Raw genomic sequence first — 17,325 nt, 5'->3', positions numbered from 1 at the left:
CTCCGGGTTCGGACGGGCGGCCAACCAGATAGGCCTGGAACAGGCCCTTTTCCTTTCCTGAGATCATGTTCCGTCTGGCTCCACGGTCTCTGGGCCGCGCCGACGAGTACGACGATACAAGCTTATCTTGAAGAAGCAGGATTTCAGTATGCCGCTCCGCTCTCTGACAACGACTACATCAGGCATAATGCAACTCGGTTCAGTTTGGCCGAAATGACCGGAATCTATACGCGCAACAATCGCACATATCTTGTCGCAGTTGCACAGTCTTCGCAGAATCCTGGTCGTCGTCTTGGGCGCATCACGGACCTCAACTTTGCTGAAAGCCAGCTATCTGTGGACGAACTCTTGTTGGTGATGCGAACCCATGGGCAAATCTAGGAGACTCCAAACATGTCCGTCCTCGTAGACGAAAACACCAAAGTCATCTCTCATGGATTCACCGGCTTGCAGGGCACGTTCCATTCCGACCCGGCCATCGCTTATGGCTCCAAGATGGTTGGTGGGGTCATTCCCTGCAAAGATGGCATGATCTATCTGGACCCGCAGGTGTGCAAATTGGTTCATCAGACCGGGGAGGAAATCGGTGACGACACACCGATGACTATTATGGCCGCGCCGGGCGAAGGACTCTAGGCCAATGCGGGAGACCCTCAAAGCAGTTTTCGAGGAGATGGACTGGTCGAATGGAGGTGCATCGCCCCGGTCGGGCGCTGGCTCCTCGCTCGATAGTACGGCCGAAATCCGGGCAGCTTTGCCAGGTCTCTTTGAGCGGCATGACGTCAAGAGCTTTCTTGATGCACCTTGCGGCGATTGGCATTGGATGTCGCATGTGGATCTGACCGGTATCGACTATATCGGATTCGATATCGCGACCTCTCTGATCGAAGCGAACCGGGCCGCGCATACCCGCAAGGGCGTACAGTTTGACGTGGCCGATGTCACATCTGACCCTCTCCCGAAGGTCGACATGATGATGTGCCGCGACTGCCTGTTTCATCTGAAGTTCTGGCTCAGATGGGAGTTTTTCAAAGGCTTTCTGGCGTCGGGCACGCCTTTGCTGCTGACAACTTTTCACCACATCGCGGAGAACAAGCCGCTGCGCAACAATGGGCGTCCGCAAGTTTGACCCCACCTTGCCGCCGTTCAACTTCGCCCCCCGATCGAGGTCGTGCACGAGACTGTTGTCCGTGACGAAGACGGAAGAACACAGCTCGTTGCCGGGCAGGGGGGACAGCGCTCAATGGGTCTTTGGACCCGCGAACAGGTCGCGGACGCCGTTGCGCGACATGAGAACTCCAAAAACGAACCCGGCGCTTCCAGCGCAAAAGACATGAGGGAAGAATGGCCGTACTCGTAGACGAAAACACCAAAGTGATCTGTCAGGGCTTTACTGGCTCGCAGGGCACATTCCATTCCGAACAGGCCATCGCTTATGGCACCAAGATGGTCGGCGGCGTGACACCTGGCAAAGGTGGGATGACCCATCTGGACCTGCCAGTGTTCAACTCGGTGCATGAGGCGAAAGCTGTGACTGAGGCGAATGCCTCGGTGATCTATGTGCCGCCGCCCTTCGCTGCTGACTCGATCCTGGAAGCGATCGATGCGGAGATGGAGCTGATCTGCTGCATTACCGAGGGCATCCCGGTGCTCGACATGATGAAGGTGAAGCGCGCGCTCGAAGGATCCTCTTCGATCCTGATCGGCCCTAACTGTCCCGGTATCATCACGCCCGATGCCTGCAAAATCGGCATCATGCCTGGCCATATCCACAAACGTGGCTCCGTTGGCGTTGTGTCCCGCTCCGGCACTCTGACCTATGAGGCCGTGAAGCAGACCACAGATGTGGGTCTGGGCCAGTCGACCTGCGTCGGCATCGGCGGTGACCCGATCAAGGGCACTGAACATATCGACGTGCTGGAATGGTTCCTGGCCGATGATGAGACCGAAAGCATCATCATGATCGGCGAGATCGGCGGATCGGCCGAGGAAGAGGCCGCGCAGTTCCTCGCTGATGAGAAGAAGAAAGGCCGTTGGAAACCGACTGCTGGCTTCATCGCGGGCCGCACGGCACCTCCGGGCCGCCGGATGGGCCATGCGGGTGCAATTGTCGCCGGCGGCAAAGGTGGCGCCGAGGACAAGATCGAAGCCATGCAAAGCGCGGGCATCGTCGTGGCCGAAAGCCCCGCAGGTCTCGGTGAAGCTGTGTTGAAGGCGATTGGCTGACTTGCTGCTCTTGGCCTTAGGGAGATGACGTTGAAGATTGCGACATGTGCAAAGGGATGCAGCCCGGCTGTGACATCTGTCACCGGTCAGATGCTGCTGCTTTCCGCCGCCGTCGCGATCTTCGCGGTGGTGGTGCTTGCGGCTCCCTCGCGCGCCGAGGCGGGGCTTGTCGCATCCCTAGAACTGTGCCTCGACAATACGCTGACGCTTGAGGCGCGCGGGCTTGCCTTTGAGGCTGCGGGGTGGAGCCGCTCTGAGAGCCAAGAGACTGCGGACGACGTGCTGGCCCACGCGCTTTTGATCTCAGGGCTCGACCCTCTTCAGCCGGAGAGTTGGGCCGAGGGTCAGGAGCGCGCCAACGACGTCGCCGCGCGTTTGCGCGAAGGTCGGGGGTATGACGACGTACAGTTGTTTCTGTCCGATACCCATGCCGTGGTTGTCGAGCCGACGCGAACGGGGCTGCACACCTGTCTCTATGTCGGACCGCCGCAAGACCTGAGCGATGCTGCGGCAACGGTCGACACGCGCTTGCCCGTGCGGCGTATTGGTGCGCGGCTTCAGGTGCAAGGCCGCCCGCCTGCGGCGCAACTCACGGCCTATTCATTGGACGCCGAGGCCTTGAGGCGTTTCCCTGTCATGCTCACCTACGGCACGACCATGACGATCTTGCTTGACCGTAGAGGGACGCAATGATGCCCCCAAAGGCTGCTGCAAATTCACTTCCGGGAGGACTTGACCCATGACCGACCAATCCCCCAACGATCAGTTCCACGCCTCCAGCTTCATGCAGGGGCATAATGCCGAGTATCTCGAACAGCTCTACGCGCAATATGCCAATGATCCCAATGCGGTCGACGCGGCGTGGCAGGAGTTCTTCCGGGCGCTGGGCGATGCCGAGCTGGACGTAAAGGCCGAAGCGCATGGCCCCTCTTGGGCACGGGCCGATTGGCCACCGCAGCCGGCAGATGAGATGACCTCCGCGCTGACTGGTGAGTGGCCGGTGGCCGTCGAAGAGGCCAAAGGCGCGGGCGACAAGATCAAAGCGAAAGCGCAGGAAAAAGGCGTCGAGATCAGCGATGACATGGTGCAGCGCGCCGTGCTCGACTCGATCCGGGCGCTGATGTTGATCCGGGCTTATCGGATCCGGGGTCATTTGGTGGCCGATCTCGACCCGCTGGGCATGCGCGATCAGACACCGCATCCGGAGCTGGACCCGAAATCCTATGGCTTCGCCGAGGCCGATATGGATCGGCCGATTTTCATCGACAATGTCCTGGGCCTGCAAATGGCTTCAATCCGGCAGATTATCGATATCGTGAAGCGCACCTATTGCGGCACCTTTGCGCTGCAATACATGCATATCTCGAACCCCGAGGAGGCCGCTTGGCTGAAAGAGCGGATCGAAGGCTATGGCAAAGAAATTGCCTTCACCCGCGAGGGGCGGAAAGCCATCTTGAACAAGATGGTCGAGGCAGAAGGCTTCGAAAAATTCCTCCATGTCAAATACATGGGCACCAAACGCTTTGGCTTGGATGGCGGCGAAAGCCTGATCCCCGCGATGGAGCAGATCATCAAGCGCGGTGGCGCGTTAGGCGTGCGGGACATCATTATTGGCATGCCGCATCGGGGTCGTCTTTCGGTGCTCGCCAATGTGATGGCCAAGCCGTATCGGGCGATCTTTAACGAGTTCCAGGGGGCTCGTTCAAGCCCGAAGATGTGGATGGCTCCGGCGATGTGAAATACCACTTGGGTGCGTCGTCTGATCGGGAATTCGACGGCAACTCCGTACATTTGTCGCTGACCGCGAACCCGTCGCATTTGGAGGCGGTGAACCCGGTGGTTCTGGGCAAAGCGCGGGCCAAGCAAGATCAAAACAACGACACCGACCGTACCAGCGTTTTGCCGATCCTGCTACATGGGGATGCGGCCTTTGCCGGTCAGGGCGTCGTCGCCGAAGGTTTCGGTCTGAGCGGTCTGCGCGGGCACAAGACCGGCGGCACCATGCATATCGTTGTGAACAACCAGATCGGCTTCACCACGGCGCCGCATTTCTCGCGTTCCAGCCCCTATCCGACCGATATCGCGCTGATGGTGGAAGCGCCGATCTTCCATGTGAATGGCGATGATCCGGAAGCTGTGGTCCATGCCGCGAAAGTGGCGACCGAGTTCCGCCAAAAATTCAGCAAAGACGTGGTGATCGACATCTTCTGCTACCGCCGGTTTGGCCATAACGAGGGCGATGAGCCCATGTTCACCAACCCGATCATGTATAAGAAGATCAAGAAGCAGAAGACCACGCTGAGCCTTTATACGGAACGTCTGGTCAAGGACGGGCTGATCCCCGAAGGCGAAGTCGAGGATATGAAGGCGGCCTTCCAGGCCTATCTGAACGAAGAGTTCGAGGCCGGGAAAGATTACAAGCCCAACAAGGCGGATTGGCTCGACGGGCGCTGGTCGCATCTGGATCGCCAGGGTGAGGAATACCAGCGCGGCGAGACGGCGATCAGCCCCGAAACCTTTGATCAAGTCGGTGCGGCCCTGACCCGTGCGCCCGAGGGCTTCAAGCTGCATAAAACCGTTGGACGTCTGTTGGACACCAAGACCGAGATGTTCAAATCCGGTAAAGGTTTCGACTGGGCGACGGCCGAGGCACTGGCGTTCGGGTCCTTGCTGACCGAAGGCTATCCGGTTCGGCTTTCGGGGCAAGATTCGACCCGCGGCACGTTTAGCCAACGCCATTCGGGGCTGATCGATCAGGAGACGGAGGAGCGCTATTATCCGCTCAACCACGTTCGCGAAGGACAATCCCGCTATGAGGTCATCGACTCGATGCTCTCGGAATATGCGGTTCTGGGCTTCGAATATGGCTACAGCCTCGCCGAACCCAACGCGCTGGTCATGTGGGAGGCGCAGTTTGGCGATTTCGCCAATGGCGCGCAGATCATGTTTGACCAATTTATCTCCTCGGGGGAGCGCAAATGGTTGCGGATGTCCGGGCTGGTCATGCTTCTGCCGCATGGGTTCGAAGGGCAGGGGCCGGAACACAGTTCTGCGCGCCTGGAGCGCTTCCTGCAAATGTGCGCGGAGGACAACTGGATCGTCGCCAATTGCTCGACCCCGGCAAACTACTTCCACATCTTGCGCCGTCAATTGCACCGGAGCTTCCGTAAGCCGCTGGTTCTGATGACGCCGAAATCGCTACTGCGCCACAAGATGGCGATCAGCGAGACTGCGGACTTTACCACTGGGTCGAGTTTCCACCGGGTGCTCTGGGATGATGCTCAGAAAGGCAATTCCGACACGAAGCTGGTGGCTGATGACAAGATCAAACGCGTCGTGATGTGTTCGGGTAAGGTCTATTATGATCTGCTCGAAGAACGGGATGCGCGCGGCGGCATCAATGATGTCTATCTTCTGCGGCTGGAGCAGTTCTATCCATTCCCGGCTCTGGCCTTGATGAAAGAGCTGGAACGGTTCAAAGGCGCCGAGATTTGTTGGTGTCAGGAAGAGCCGAAAAATCAAGGCGGGTGGAGTTTTGTCGAGCCCAACTTGGAATGGGTTCTGACCCGTCTGAAAGCCAAACACACCCGGCCCAGCTATGTGGGTCGGAATGCATCGGCCTCGCCCGCGACTGGGTTGGCCAGCCAGCACAAAGCACAACAAGCCGCGCTCGTGAACGAAGCGCTGACCATCGAAGGGAAATAAGCGATGTCCGTAGAAGTGCGTGTCCCAACCCTGGGCGAAAGCGTGACCGAGGCGACGGTGGCCACCTGGTTCAAGAAGCCGGGCGAAGCTGTGGCCGTCGATGAAATGCTCTGCGAGTTGGAAACCGATAAGGTGACGGTGGAAGTGCCATCGCCCGCCGCAGGAACACTGGCCGAGATCGTCGCGGCGGAAGGGGAGACGGTTGGCGTCGACGCTTTGCTTGCGACGCTCAGTGAAGGGGAAGGGGCCGCACCTGCACCCGCCCCGAAAGCGGCCGCTGTTGAAGCGCCGGCGGCGGAGGGCGGCGAGAGCGTTGATGTGATGGTGCCGACGCTCGGGGAAAGTGTGACCGAAGCGACCGTTTCGACTTGGTTCAAGGCGGTTGGCGACAGCGTGGCGCAGGATGAGATGCTCTGCGAATTGGAGACCGACAAAGTCTCAGTCGAGGTGCCCGCCCCGGCCTCCGGGACTTTGACGGAGATCCTGGCGGCCGAAGGCAGCACGGTGGATGCAAGCGCAAAACTGGCGGTGATTGGTGGTGCCGGCGCGGTGGTCGCTGCACCCGCCGCCGCTCCAGCAGCGGCCCCTGTGGTCAGCAGCGGCAAAGATGTGGAAGACGCGCCTTCGGCCAAGAAGACGATGGCCGAGACCGGCGTCAGCGCCGATCAAGTCCAAGGGTCGGGTCGCGATGGGCGCATCATGAAAGAAGATGTGCTGAAAGCCGTCAGCGCGGCGGCAGCCCCGGCGCCTGCGGCGACCGCGCCCGCCCCACGTGCCCCGGTCCCTGCCGACGATGCCGCGCGCGAGGAGCGGGTCAAGATGACTCGTCTGCGCCAAACCATCGCTAAACGTCTGAAAGACAGCCAGAATACGGCCGCGATGCTGACCACCTATAACGAGGTGGACATGACCGAGGTCATGGCGCTGCGCAGTCAGTACAAGGATGAGTTTGAGAAGAAACACGGGGTTCGCCTGGGCTTCATGTCCTTCTTCACCAAGGCTTGCTGCCACGCGCTGAAAGAGGTGCCCGAGGTGAATGCGGAGATCGACGGCACCGATATCGTCTATAAGAACTTCGTGCATATGGGCGTCGCCGCCGGGACGCCTACGGGGCTCGTCGTGCCGGTGATCCGCGATGCGGACAGTATGTCCTTCGCCGATATCGAGAAGGCGATTGCCGAGAAGGGGCGTCGCGCTCGCGACGGCAAACTGTCCATGGCGGAGATGCAGGGCGGCACCTTCACGCTCTCCAATGGCGGCGTTTATGGCTCGCTGATGTCCTCGCCGATCCTGAACCCGCCGCAATCGGGCATTCTAGGGATGCACAAGATCCAGGACCGCCCGATGGCGATCAATGGTGAGGTGGTGATCCGCCCGATGATGTATCTGGCGCTATCCTACGACCATCGGATCGTCGACGGCAAAGGTGCCGTGACCTTCCTGGTGCGCGTGAAAGAGGCGCTGGAAGATCCACGGCGGTTGTTGATGGATTTGTGAGGTTACTATGGATCTGGTTGCCGGTCTGACCGCGGCAAAGCTAGCATTCGACCTCGCGAAGGATCTTCGTGACATCGACAAATCCGTCGATGAAGCAGCATTCAAGCTTAAACTAGCGGAACTAACGACAGCGCTCGCTGATGCCCAGGTCGCATTGGCTGGCGCGAGGACCGAGCAACTGGAGATGGAAGCTCGGATACAAAATCTGGAGGGTGAGCTTGATGAGGCGAAAAACGGTGAAATCTGCCCGAGATGTCGTGTAGGGCGTCTCATGCTGGTTGAGGCAAGACCCGAACCTCGGCTTGGTCTTAAGGACTTCGGAGTCGAAACTTGGCGATTGCAGTGCAGCCAAGACGAGTGTGAATTCGTCCAAACAAAAAAACATGATCCGCACGGCGTATTGCCGAAGATTGCTGCAAAGAGATGACCCCCGAACTCACAGCCCTTGCCCTGGCGCTCCTCCTGCAAGCGGTTCAATTCTGCCTGATGGCGATTCCGGCAAACCGGGAGCTGGGCGCGGGCAAGACCGTAAGCCCGCGCGACCGGGAGCGGTTGGGCGGGTCTCTGGAAGATCAACTCTCGACCCGCACCGCGCGGCTCTACCGGGCGCTGAACAACCATTTCGAGGGGTTAATCCTCTTCACTATCGCCGTGGTCGTGGTGGAGTTCTCAGACAGCGCCTCGACTTTCACCGCCGCTTGCGCCTGGGCCTATCTCGGCGCTCGCGTGCTTTATATCCCGGCCTATGCGTTCGGCTGGTCGCCCTGGCGCAGCGCGATCTGGTTCGTCGGCTTCGGGGCCACCATTGCCATGACGCTCGCCGCCCTGTCGGGAGGCATGGCATGAGCCAAAACAGACATCGCGCGGATATTTCGGATATACACGGGAGATATCCCGGTTCGACCGTGCCCCATTTCGACGAGGAGACCCCATGTCCAGCTATGACGTCATCGTAATCGGCTCCGGCCCCGGCGGCTATGTCTGCGCCATCCGTTGCGCGCAATTGGGGCTGAAGACGGCCTGTGTCGAAGGGCGCGAGACCTTGGGCGGCACCTGCCTGAACATCGGCTGCATCCCGTCAAAGGCGCTGCTCCATGCGAGCCACCAGTTGCACGAGGCGGAACATAACTTCGCCAAGATGGGCCTGAAGGGCAAAGCGCCGTCCGTCGATTGGAAACAGATGCAGGCCTATAAGGATGACGTAATTGGTCAGAACACCAAGGGCATCGAATTTCTGTTCAAAAAGAACAAGATCGACTGGCTGAAAGGGTGGGGCTCGATCCCCGAAGCAGGCAAGGTCAAAGTCGGGGATGAGGTTCACGAGGCCAAGCACATCATCATTGCCTCTGGGTCCGAGCCAAGCGCGTTGCCGAATGTGCCTGTCGACGAAAAAGTTGTCGTCACTTCCGAGGGCGCGCTGAGCCTCGGCAAGGTACCGAAGAAGATGGTGGTTATTGGCGCTGGTGTCATCGGGCTGGAATTGGGCTCGGTCTATGCTCGGCTCGGCTCCGAGGTGTCGGTGATCGAGTTCCTCGACCATATCACCCCCGGCATGGATGCGGAGGTGTCCAAGACCTTCCAGAGAATCCTGAAGAAACAAGGGATGACCTTTACCATGGGCGCCGCCGTTCAGAAGGTGGAGGCGACCAAGACCAAGGCAAAGGTCACTTATCAACTCCGCAAAGACGAAAGCGAGCATGTGGTCGACGCCGATGTCGTGCTCGTTGCCACGGGCCGTAAGCCCTATACCGATGGTCTGGGTCTAGAGGCGCTTGGCGTTGAGATGAGCGAGCGTGGGCAGATCAAAACCGATGCTCATTGGGGGACGAACATCAAAGGCATCTATGCGATCGGCGATGCCATTGATGGCCCGATGCTGGCCCATAAGGCTGAAGATGAAGGCATGGCCGTGGCCGAAGTTGTTGCGGGCAAGCATGGCCATGTGAATTACGGTGTTATCCCCGGCGTGATCTATACGCACCCCGAAGTGTCGAATGTGGGGGAGACCGAAGAGACGCTGAAGGCGGCCGGGCGCGCCTATAAGGTCGGCAAGTTCAGCTTCATGGGCAATGGCCGCGCGAAGGCGAATTTTGCCGGGGACGGGTTCGTAAAGATCCTTGCCGACAAAGATACCGACCGGATCTTGGGCGCGCATATCATCGGCCCGATGGCCGGCGATTTGATCCACGAATCTGCGTCGCGATGGAGTTTGGCGCATCAGCTCAGGACCTGGCGATGACATGTCATGCGCATCCGACCTATTCGGAGGCGGTACGCGAAGCGGCTCTGGCCTGCGGTGACGGCGCGATCCATGCCTGAGACCCAGTTGCGCGTTATCAAAGCGTGGCGCGCAACTTATGACCCGGCGCTGAAAGTGACACCGGGCGAAGTCATTACACTTGGCCGACAGGACGACGCGTATCCGGGCTGGCAATGGGTGGTCAACAAGAGCGGTTTGGGCGGTTGGGTGCCGATTGAAATTCTCTCTGGTAATCAAGTTGTTGATGGTTTCAATACTGCCGAGTTGACGGTGTCCGAGGGGGAGGTCGTGGCTGGGCTGGCCGACCGATCAGGTTGGGTTTGGTGCCGTCGGAGGATAGGGCAAGAAGGCTGGGTGCCCGCGAGCTGCTTAACAGAGCTTTAGCCACTATTCCCCAGATGCAGCTCTATCGTGCTGCCCTGGTCCGGCTCAAATTGTGGTCTCATTTATCGAGAGCACGAACCCGGTTGCCGCCTTCTGATTGGCCAGATCAACTGGTGATGAGATGGGCCCCTTAAGTTGTTAAAAGACGTAAGCCTTGAGTCACATCCGCGCGCACAGCGAGCCGCAATCCTGGCTCATCGCCTGCCTGGAGGGCCGCCAAGATCAGTTTGTGGTGACTTGGCGCATCGGTTTTCCCCAAGCGTCCATAGAGAGCGCGCATCGTCGGCCCCAATTGTAACCAAACCGTTTCGGCCAGGGCCAGCATCGCGGGGGCTTGGGCGCGCAGGTACAAGGTGCGGTGAAACTCCAGGTTGCTGCGGATATAGCCCACGGCGTCCCGCTTGGTGATGGATGAGGCAATCGTGCTGTTGATCACCTCCATCCGTTCGATGAGCGCCATATGGGCGCGCGGCAAGGCACGAGCGGACAGTTCTGGCTCCAAGAGGGCGCGAATCGCCGCGAGTTCCTCAATTCGCTCATTGGACAGTTCCGGCGTCGAGACCCGGCCCGAAGCGGAGAGAAACAGGGCGCCTTCACTCACCAGTCGCCGGACCGCTTCGCGCGCCGGTGTCATCGAGACACCGAACTCTCGGCCCAGGCCGCGCAGGGTCAGGGCCTGGCCGGGGCTTACCTCGCCATGCATGATTTGTGTTCTGAGCGCGCGATAAACCCGATCATGGGCCACCGCCGCACCGGTCTCGGTCGGGCGTGGGTTGGTCAACATGAGGCGGATGTGATCACAAAGATCCGGATCACGGCAAGGGGTCGAACTGCCACGCCAAAAGCGCGGGCCCGTGGGTTTTCAACCAATCCCGCTCCGTCTCATACCCGGGGTAGAGATCGGTGCAGACGGCCCAGAACCGGGCAGAATGGTTCATTTCCGCCAGGTGGGCCACTTCATGAGCGGCGACGTAATCCAACACTGTTGGCGGTGCCATGATCAAACGCCAGGAAAACATCAAATCGCCTTTCGACGAGCAGCTGCCCCAACGACTGCGCGGGTCGCGCAGTGTCAGCCGACCATAAGACCTGCCAAGCTGGCCCGCATAACGGTCACAAGCGGGGGCGAGGCGGTCCCGCGCTAGGGCTTTCAGCAGAGCCCGAACCCGCGGCGCAACGCGAGGGCCCTCTGGCACAAAAATTCCCTCCTGCGTCAACCGCGCGGCGCGCCCGGTGCCTGCAAACACCCTTCGGTCGACGCCGCAGATTGGGACCGTGCCACCGATCTCTGGCCGCCTCAGGTCTGGTGTTTGAGCCAGTTGCATTCTCAGCCAAGCTTCCCGGTCCCGGAGAAACGCCAGCGCTTCGGCCTCTGGCGCCCAATGCGGCAAGCTCAAACTCACCCGCCCATCGGCCCGCGACACCCTCAAAGAAAACCGCCGCGCCCGCGTGGATCGACGCAAAAGGACGGAGACGGGTGGCTCGCCTGGCAGGATATGAATGGCGTCGGTCTCTTTGGGCATGTTTCTTTGGCAGGCCGGGCTTGACATCGATGGGCTTGAAAGGCTTTGACACCTCTCTGACATTGTGGCACGTGAGCGCAATTCTCTCGATATCGATGATTAAAGGGGGTGTCATGCCCAAAGAAGAATGGGGCGTCAAACGTGTTTGCCCAACGACGGGCAAACGGTTTTACGACCTAAACAAGAACCCGATCGTCAGCCCCTATACGGGCGACGTCGTCACATTGGACACGGGCAAAGGCTCGCGGACACTGGTCGCGGACAAAGCCGATAAACTGGCCACGAAGAAAGACGCCGCCGAGGACGCCGAAGAGGTGGTTCTGGAGGACGATGACGATTTGGTGCTCGATGATGACGCGGATGTCGATCTGGACGATGACGATGTGTTGGAAGACGATGACGACACCGAAACCGTCGCATTGGACGATCTGGCCGATGTGGCCGCCAATGATGGCGACGACGACTGATCGTTGAGACTAGCAATGGCGCGGGACGGGGATTTTTCGCTTGAACTGCCCCGCGCGACACCATAAACCGCCATTCGTTGCCGGGTTAGGCAGCGCTGGTTTGGGGCCTTAGCTCAGCTGGGAGAGCGCCTGCATGGCATGCAGGAGGTCAGCGGTTCGATCCCGCTAGGCTCCACCAAATCCCTTCTTTTCTTCGCTGAATGCGCGTGCCTCGCGAATGCTCAGACCGCTATCAATCCCGCTGATTCTGTGCGTCTCGGAAGTCGTGTGAGCATTGATATGTCGATCTCCGAAACGCGGCGGAGGCTCTGAGAACACCATTGGGAAACTGACGACTCGCCGCACGACCAGCGAGTATCGTTCGGCATTCGGAAACGGTGTTTTTCAGGCGATCAGGCAGAAAGAGCTTGGGTCGCGAGGCTTACCTTCTCTAAAAGCATAAAGTCTTTTTGAATCTTGGCTAGCTCTTGGCTTATACCTCCGGCGGGGTCAGGGGGCCGTTTTTATGAGTATCGTTTCGAGAACCGATACAATGGTAGAGTGCGCGCTCGAATCGCTCTTGGGTGATGCGGTGCCAAAATCCGATGTGGTGCATCTCTTGGTGCATCGCTGGCCACAGGCGTCGGGTTTGCAAGTTATGGTCGCATTGATCAGTGCAGCCAATGCCATCGAACAGGTCTATGCGGCTGGCAGCCCGGCTCGTCTGGATGCCGAACGCGCCATGCGCCGGGCCGTCATGCTTTCGATTGATCTCTATGCTTTGGAAGCGCGGGGGATCAGCCCGGTCATGGCGTCCGATCTTCTGAGTTTCTGGGCGGAAAACCCGGCGTAACGCCGGCGCGGTTTTCGCATGGCGCAGGCACCCGCAGGCCGCTAGGGTCGGCCCATGTTGTCACCCGCGATTTCTTTTTCAGATGATCAGGCCAGCGCCTATGACGCGATTGCCGAGATGCTGCGCAGCGCTGGCGTCGATCTTGATCGCGAGACCATGACACCAGCCGCCGAAGGCACCTCCAGTGTCATGGCCGTCATCGGCAAGGCGGGCAGTGGCAAGACGCTGCTCCTCGCGCATCTGGTGAAGGCTTTGGACGACGCCGGTGTTGACTTGATCTCGGGCGATTGGGAGGGCCGCCGCCGTCGCGAGCGGCGGACGGTGGCTATTCTGGCACCAACGAACAAGGCGGCCTCTGTTTTGCGGACACGCGGCGTGCCAGCAACCACGATCCACCGGATTCTTTACACGCCCGTCTATGACCCGGAATATGAGAAGGTCGCGGAATGGCTGGCTGGCCAAGGCGAGCGACCCGAGATTGAGGCGCTGACCGACGCGGCGCTGGACCGGGCGAAACAGGTCTATGACGCACATAAATCCGTACCCGCAGCCCTCGCGGCGGCAGGCCTGCGCGGGTCGGATTTCATCACCGGCTGGAAACGTCGCGAGGACCCGCTCGACATCGGTTTGGTCGATGAAAGCTCGATGCTGGATCAGAAGCAATTTGAGGATCTGCGCGAAATCTTCCCGACATTGATCCTCTTCGGTGATCCGGCGCAGTTGGCCCCCGTGGGGCAGTCTGGCGAGATGGTGTTCGATCAACTCAAGGGGCCCCGTAAACAGGAACTGGCGCGGGTGCACCGGCAGGAGGCGGACAATCCGATCCTTGATCTGGCCCATGCGTTGGGTGATCCGTCGCTCAGTTTTGAAGCCTTCGAGCGCATGGTCGAAGAGGCCGCGCGCCGCGATGACCGGGTTGTTGTCGCGCCGCGCGCCGATAGCGATCTGATGGCGCGCAGTCCGGTTCTGGTCTGGCGCAACGCCACCCGCATACGGTTAATCCGCGCCTTCCGCATGGCCCATGGCGCGCCGGAGGATGCGCTCCTCCCTGGCGAGCCGCTGATTTGTGATGGGATCGAGTTGCCGATCAAGCACCGCAAGAAACGCATCGATCTGGAGGCCCGCGGCCTGATCAAGGGTGCGCAGGTGGTCTATGTCGGCCCCGGCAACAAGCCCGGGTTCTCGCGGCTGCATGTGGTTGGGGCCGAAAGCCCGCGCCTGTCTGCCGCCTCGATCGTGAAAATCGAAAAGCCGGATGAGGAAGAGCCGTTCATTCCCTACGCCGCGCGGATGGGCGCGGCGTTTCTGCATGGCGCGGCGGTGACCACCCACAAGGCGCAGGGCTCACAATGGGAGACGGTGCAAGTCTTTGCCCCCGATCTCTATGCGGCGGCCCGGTCGGGGCGCGAAGAGGCGGGGCAGGCCCTTTGGAAGCGTTTGGCTTATGTCGCGATCACCCGGGCGGAGCATCGGCTCATATGGGTCACACGCTATATGCTGTCCAAGCCGCAGGTGGTGCTGGGCGTGGACGATCTGGTGGTGCCCACCGTACCCCTCGCGCTTGAAGGGGAGGCTCTGCTATGAAAACCATCCTCATCACCGGGGCCAGCTCGGGCATTGGCCGCGCGACTGCGGAGCTGTTCCTCGAACAGGGGTGGTGTGTCGGTCTTGTGGCACGCCGCGGCGAGATGTTGGAAGACATGGCCGGCGGGTTGGAAACCGCGTTGCCCTTGCCTGCCGATGTCAGCGATTTGGCACAGATGGAGGCCGCCGTCGCCGCAATGATCGCGACCTGGGGGCGGCTAGATGCGGTTTTCAACAATGCCGGCATCTTCACGCCTCAGGGCACGATTGATGAGATCGATCCCGAAGATTGGCACTGTTCGCTTGCCGTCAATCTAACCGGCATGTTCAACACGGCTCGCGTCGGTTTTGCGCAGATGCGCGCGCAAGAGCCGCAAGGGGGACGGATCATCAATAATGGCTCGCTCTCGGCCCATAACCCGCGCGAATGCTCGATCTGTTACACCACGACGAAACATGGGGTGACCGGGCTGACCAAGACGCTGGCGCTCGATGGCCGCCCCTTTGGGATCGCCGCGGGGCAGATTGACATTGGCAATGCGCGGACCGAGCTGGTTGATAAGCTGAATGCCAGGATAGAGGCCGAGGGGAAACCCCTGATGCCAATGATGGATGTGGCGGATGCGGCGCGCTCGGTTCTGCATATGGCCAATATGCCAGCCTCGGCCAATGTGCTGTTTCAGACGGTGATGGCGACGAATATGCCGTATATCGGGCGCGGCTGAGCCTTAGCCAAGCGGTTTGCCGCCCTTGCCGCCCGCCGGGCCCGGAAACTCCGGCAGACCATCGGTCAGTGTGATCCCCGGCAGGCGGGACGCAACATAAGTGTGGCACTGTACGGCGACCTGATCCGGCGTATCCAAACTGCCAAGGGTCACGAACACCACGCCTTCCGCTTCAAAACTCAGTTGGCTGCCGCAGGTGCCACAAAACCGGCGGATGACGCCCGGTGACGACTGATAAATCTGAGGTGCGTCTCCGACCCAATCCATCGCATCCGGGGCGACCTCCACAAATCCCGTGAATGGCGCGCCGGAGGCTTTCTGGCACATCGTGCAGTGGCAGTAGCTGGCATAGGTCGGCGCGGTTTGGGACCGATATCTGACCGCACCGCAAAGGCATCCGCCCGCCCACGCCATCGCTTATGTCCGGATGTAACGGAAGACAGTCGAGGCCAGCCAGCCCGCCGCAATCGCAATGACCAGGGAAAGAATGCCGTAAATCAAAGGCCGCTCATGGGCGAGATTGTAGATAAACCTCTCCAATCCGACCTTACGCACTGCAATCGTGGTGTCGAACTCGGTGACGATCTCCCGGTCGCGGGTCAGAATGATCCGGGTGCGATAGTCGCCCTCGACCAGATTGGCGGGCAGACGCACGGCTGTGTCAAACAGCGTCGAGTCGCGCAGCGTCACGGCGCCTTCGTTGAGTTGATAAAGCCCTGCATCCTCCCGAATGCGGATCAACGCGCGGGTGAAATTCACCTGATCGAACACATTCGCATCCACGGCGCGCACGGCCCGATGAACAGACACGCGATGGCGCAGATCATTCGTGTCGGTCAACACCTCGTTGAAAGGTGCCGTGGTGGAAACGGCATAGAAGGTCGGAGCCTCGTCGACATCCGCAGCGTCGGTATTGACCCAGATGCCAAAGCGGCGCTCTTTCCGGCGCACGGTGATTGGGCGGCTCGGCCCCTCCACGGTGATGATCACCTCCAAGGGCGCGCTGTCAGGGATTGGCGTTTCGCGCCGCACCGCGCCGAAGATCAAAATCTCGGAGCCGTCGAAATTCGTCGTGATGGCGATCTCATCCCGGCTGAGTCCGGCCACTACCTCTTCGGCCAGCGCTTGCGTCGGCAAAAGGGTGGCAAAGGCCAGTATGGTGAGCGCACGTATCAATGTCCGCCCCCTGCACCAAGCGAATAAAGCTCAGCAGGCTCCAAGAGCAAATCCATGGCCAGCCGCCCGCAAACCGCCAGCACCATGATCGCAAGAAGGATACGCAACTGTTCGGCTTTCATCTTCACGCCGATCCGTGTGCCGATCTGCGCGCCCACGACACCGCCGACCAAAAGCAGAACAGCCAGCACCATGTCGACCGTAAAATTGGTTGTGGCATGCAGAAGCGTGGCAAAGCCGGTGACGAAGATGATCTGGAACAGCGAGGTTCCGACAACAACCTTGGTGGGCATGCCCAGCAAATAGATCATTGCGGGCACCATGATAAACCCGCCGCCGACCCCCATGATCGCGGCCAAAATCCCGACCAGAAGCCCGACCAGCAATGGCGGGATCACAGAGATATAGAGGCCCGAGGTCCGGAACCGCATCTTAAAGGGCAGGGCGTCAATCCAGCCGCGCTGCCGACGTTTGGGTGTCGGCGCGCCGCCTGCGGCGCGGGCGCGACGAATGGCGCGAAGGCTCTCGAAGAACATCAGGCCGCCTATAAGGCCCAAAAACACCACATAGCAAAGTCGGACCAACAGATCGACCTGGCCGAGGGCTGTCAGAATCGCAAAGACCTGAACACCGGCGGCGGCACCGACCAAACCGCCAATCAGCAAAACGGTGCCCATTTTCAGGTCCACCGTCTTTCGTCTGAGATGTGCCAATACGCCGGAAAAGCTTGAGGCCACGATCTGGTTGGCTTCTGTCGCCACAGCCACCGCAGGTGGGATGCCGATAAAGAACAAGAGCGGGGTCATCAGAAACCCGCCGCCGACGCCAAACATCCCCGAAAGGATGCCGACCATGCCCCCTAACCCCAACAGAAGAAAGGCATTAACGCTGACCTCGGCGATGGGCAGGTAGATTTGCATATGTCGGCTGGAGCCTCCGTCTCTAT

General features: G+C 60.1%; 16 protein-coding genes, 1 tRNA gene and 3 pseudogenes. 15 read left to right on the top strand and 5 right to left on the bottom strand.

What is annotated here, in order from left to right:
• Window positions 1-393 precede the first annotated feature (393 nt).
• From QTA57_RS01855 to QTA57_RS01810, 10 genes and pseudogenes are all read left to right on the top strand, one after another.
• Window positions 394-570: pseudogene (locus tag QTA57_RS01855) on the top strand (succinate--CoA ligase subunit alpha); the annotation flags it as partial.
• A gap of 70 nt (window positions 571-640) precedes the next feature.
• A complete protein-coding gene (locus QTA57_RS01850; protein WP_290153310.1) occupies window positions 641-1,129 on the top strand; it encodes a methyltransferase domain-containing protein in 489 nt (162 codons plus the stop codon).
• 215 nt (window positions 1,130-1,344) lie between these two features.
• On the top strand, window positions 1,345-2,226 hold the full coding sequence (gene sucD, locus QTA57_RS01845; RefSeq protein ID WP_145212044.1) for a succinate--CoA ligase subunit alpha: 882 nt from the start codon (window positions 1,345-1,347) through the stop codon (window positions 2,224-2,226).
• A gap of 69 nt (window positions 2,227-2,295) precedes the next feature.
• Complete coding sequence (locus QTA57_RS01840; RefSeq protein ID WP_290153309.1) at window positions 2,296-2,919, top strand: hypothetical protein; 624 nt, start codon at window positions 2,296-2,298, stop codon at window positions 2,917-2,919.
• 46 nt (window positions 2,920-2,965) lie between these two features.
• A pseudogene (locus tag QTA57_RS01835) lies at window positions 2,966-5,931 on the top strand (2-oxoglutarate dehydrogenase E1 component).
• 3 nt (window positions 5,932-5,934) lie between these two features.
• A complete protein-coding gene (gene odhB, locus QTA57_RS01830; protein WP_290153308.1) occupies window positions 5,935-7,428 on the top strand; it encodes a 2-oxoglutarate dehydrogenase complex dihydrolipoyllysine-residue succinyltransferase in 1,494 nt (497 codons plus the stop codon).
• Between the two features lie 7 nt (window positions 7,429-7,435).
• Window positions 7,436-7,855, top strand: a complete 420-nt coding sequence (locus QTA57_RS01825) for a hypothetical protein (RefSeq protein WP_290153307.1) — start codon at window positions 7,436-7,438, stop codon at window positions 7,853-7,855.
• Window positions 7,852-8,274: an MAPEG family protein gene (locus QTA57_RS01820; RefSeq protein WP_290153306.1), complete on the top strand. Its 423-nt coding sequence runs from the start codon at window positions 7,852-7,854 to the stop codon at window positions 8,272-8,274. Before QTA57_RS01825 ends, QTA57_RS01820 begins: the two co-directional genes overlap by 4 nt.
• 85 nt (window positions 8,275-8,359) lie before the next feature.
• Window positions 8,360-9,747: pseudogene (gene lpdA, locus QTA57_RS01815) on the top strand (dihydrolipoyl dehydrogenase).
• Window positions 9,740-10,072, top strand: coding sequence for an SH3 domain-containing protein (locus QTA57_RS01810; RefSeq protein WP_290153305.1), 333 nt, complete (start codon window positions 9,740-9,742; stop codon window positions 10,070-10,072). Before lpdA ends, QTA57_RS01810 begins: the two are co-directional and overlap by 8 nt.
• Window positions 10,073-10,202: 130 nt before the next feature.
• Here QTA57_RS01810 and QTA57_RS01805 read toward each other — a convergent pair whose 3' ends face one another.
• Together QTA57_RS01805 and QTA57_RS01800 are read right to left on the bottom strand one after the other, a co-directional pair.
• The gene (locus QTA57_RS01805) at window positions 10,203-10,856 is read right to left on the bottom strand and encodes a GntR family transcriptional regulator (RefSeq protein ID WP_145212019.1); all 654 of its coding nucleotides are present in this window, start codon (window positions 10,854-10,856) and stop codon (window positions 10,203-10,205) included.
• Window positions 10,857-10,884: 28 nt separating this feature from the next.
• A complete protein-coding gene (locus tag QTA57_RS01800; RefSeq protein ID WP_290153304.1) occupies window positions 10,885-11,595 on the bottom strand; it encodes a M48 family metallopeptidase in 711 nt (236 codons plus the stop codon).
• 113 nt (window positions 11,596-11,708) lie between these two features.
• Here QTA57_RS01800 and QTA57_RS01795 point away from each other — a divergent pair, with 113 nt between their 5' ends.
• From QTA57_RS01795 to QTA57_RS01775, 5 genes are all read left to right on the top strand, one after another.
• Window positions 11,709-12,062: a TIGR02300 family protein gene (locus QTA57_RS01795; RefSeq protein ID WP_145212013.1), complete on the top strand. Its 354-nt coding sequence runs from the start codon at window positions 11,709-11,711 to the stop codon at window positions 12,060-12,062.
• A gap of 102 nt (window positions 12,063-12,164) precedes the next feature.
• A tRNA-Ala gene (locus QTA57_RS01790) sits at window positions 12,165-12,240 on the top strand.
• Between the two features lie 327 nt (window positions 12,241-12,567).
• A complete protein-coding gene (locus QTA57_RS01785; protein ID WP_171557517.1) occupies window positions 12,568-12,894 on the top strand; it encodes a hypothetical protein in 327 nt (108 codons plus the stop codon).
• A gap of 54 nt (window positions 12,895-12,948) precedes the next feature.
• Window positions 12,949-14,478, top strand: coding sequence for an ATP-dependent DNA helicase (locus QTA57_RS01780; RefSeq protein WP_290153303.1), 1,530 nt, complete (start codon window positions 12,949-12,951; stop codon window positions 14,476-14,478).
• Window positions 14,475-15,203, top strand: a complete 729-nt coding sequence (locus QTA57_RS01775) for an SDR family oxidoreductase (protein WP_290153302.1) — start codon at window positions 14,475-14,477, stop codon at window positions 15,201-15,203. The genes QTA57_RS01780 and QTA57_RS01775 overlap by 4 nt, the downstream gene beginning before the upstream one ends.
• A gap of 3 nt (window positions 15,204-15,206) precedes the next feature.
• Here the strand turns inward: QTA57_RS01775 and QTA57_RS01770 are convergent, their stop codons facing one another.
• From QTA57_RS01770 to QTA57_RS01760, 3 genes are read right to left on the bottom strand one after another with little or no spacing between them, the layout of a single operon-like run.
• Window positions 15,207-15,617 (bottom strand): GFA family protein, encoded by a 411-nt coding sequence (locus QTA57_RS01770; protein WP_456237562.1) that lies wholly within the window; start codon window positions 15,615-15,617, stop codon window positions 15,207-15,209.
• A gap of 3 nt (window positions 15,618-15,620) precedes the next feature.
• Window positions 15,621-16,376, bottom strand: a complete 756-nt coding sequence (locus tag QTA57_RS01765) for a TIGR02186 family protein (protein WP_290155008.1) — start codon at window positions 16,374-16,376, stop codon at window positions 15,621-15,623.
• Window positions 16,376-17,299 (bottom strand): sulfite exporter TauE/SafE family protein, encoded by a 924-nt coding sequence (locus QTA57_RS01760; protein WP_290153300.1) that lies wholly within the window; start codon window positions 17,297-17,299, stop codon window positions 16,376-16,378. The genes QTA57_RS01765 and QTA57_RS01760 overlap by 1 nt, the downstream gene beginning before the upstream one ends.
• Window positions 17,300-17,325: the final 26 nt, after the last annotated feature.

Origin of the sequence: Fontisubflavum oceani, from assembly GCF_030407165.1 — a bacterium.
In the GTDB taxonomy this organism is placed as follows: domain Bacteria; phylum Pseudomonadota; class Alphaproteobacteria; order Rhodobacterales; family Rhodobacteraceae; genus Rhodophyticola; species Rhodophyticola oceani.
The sequence above is the reverse complement of the archived record's forward strand: the minus strand, read 5'-3'. Positions and strand labels throughout refer to the sequence as shown.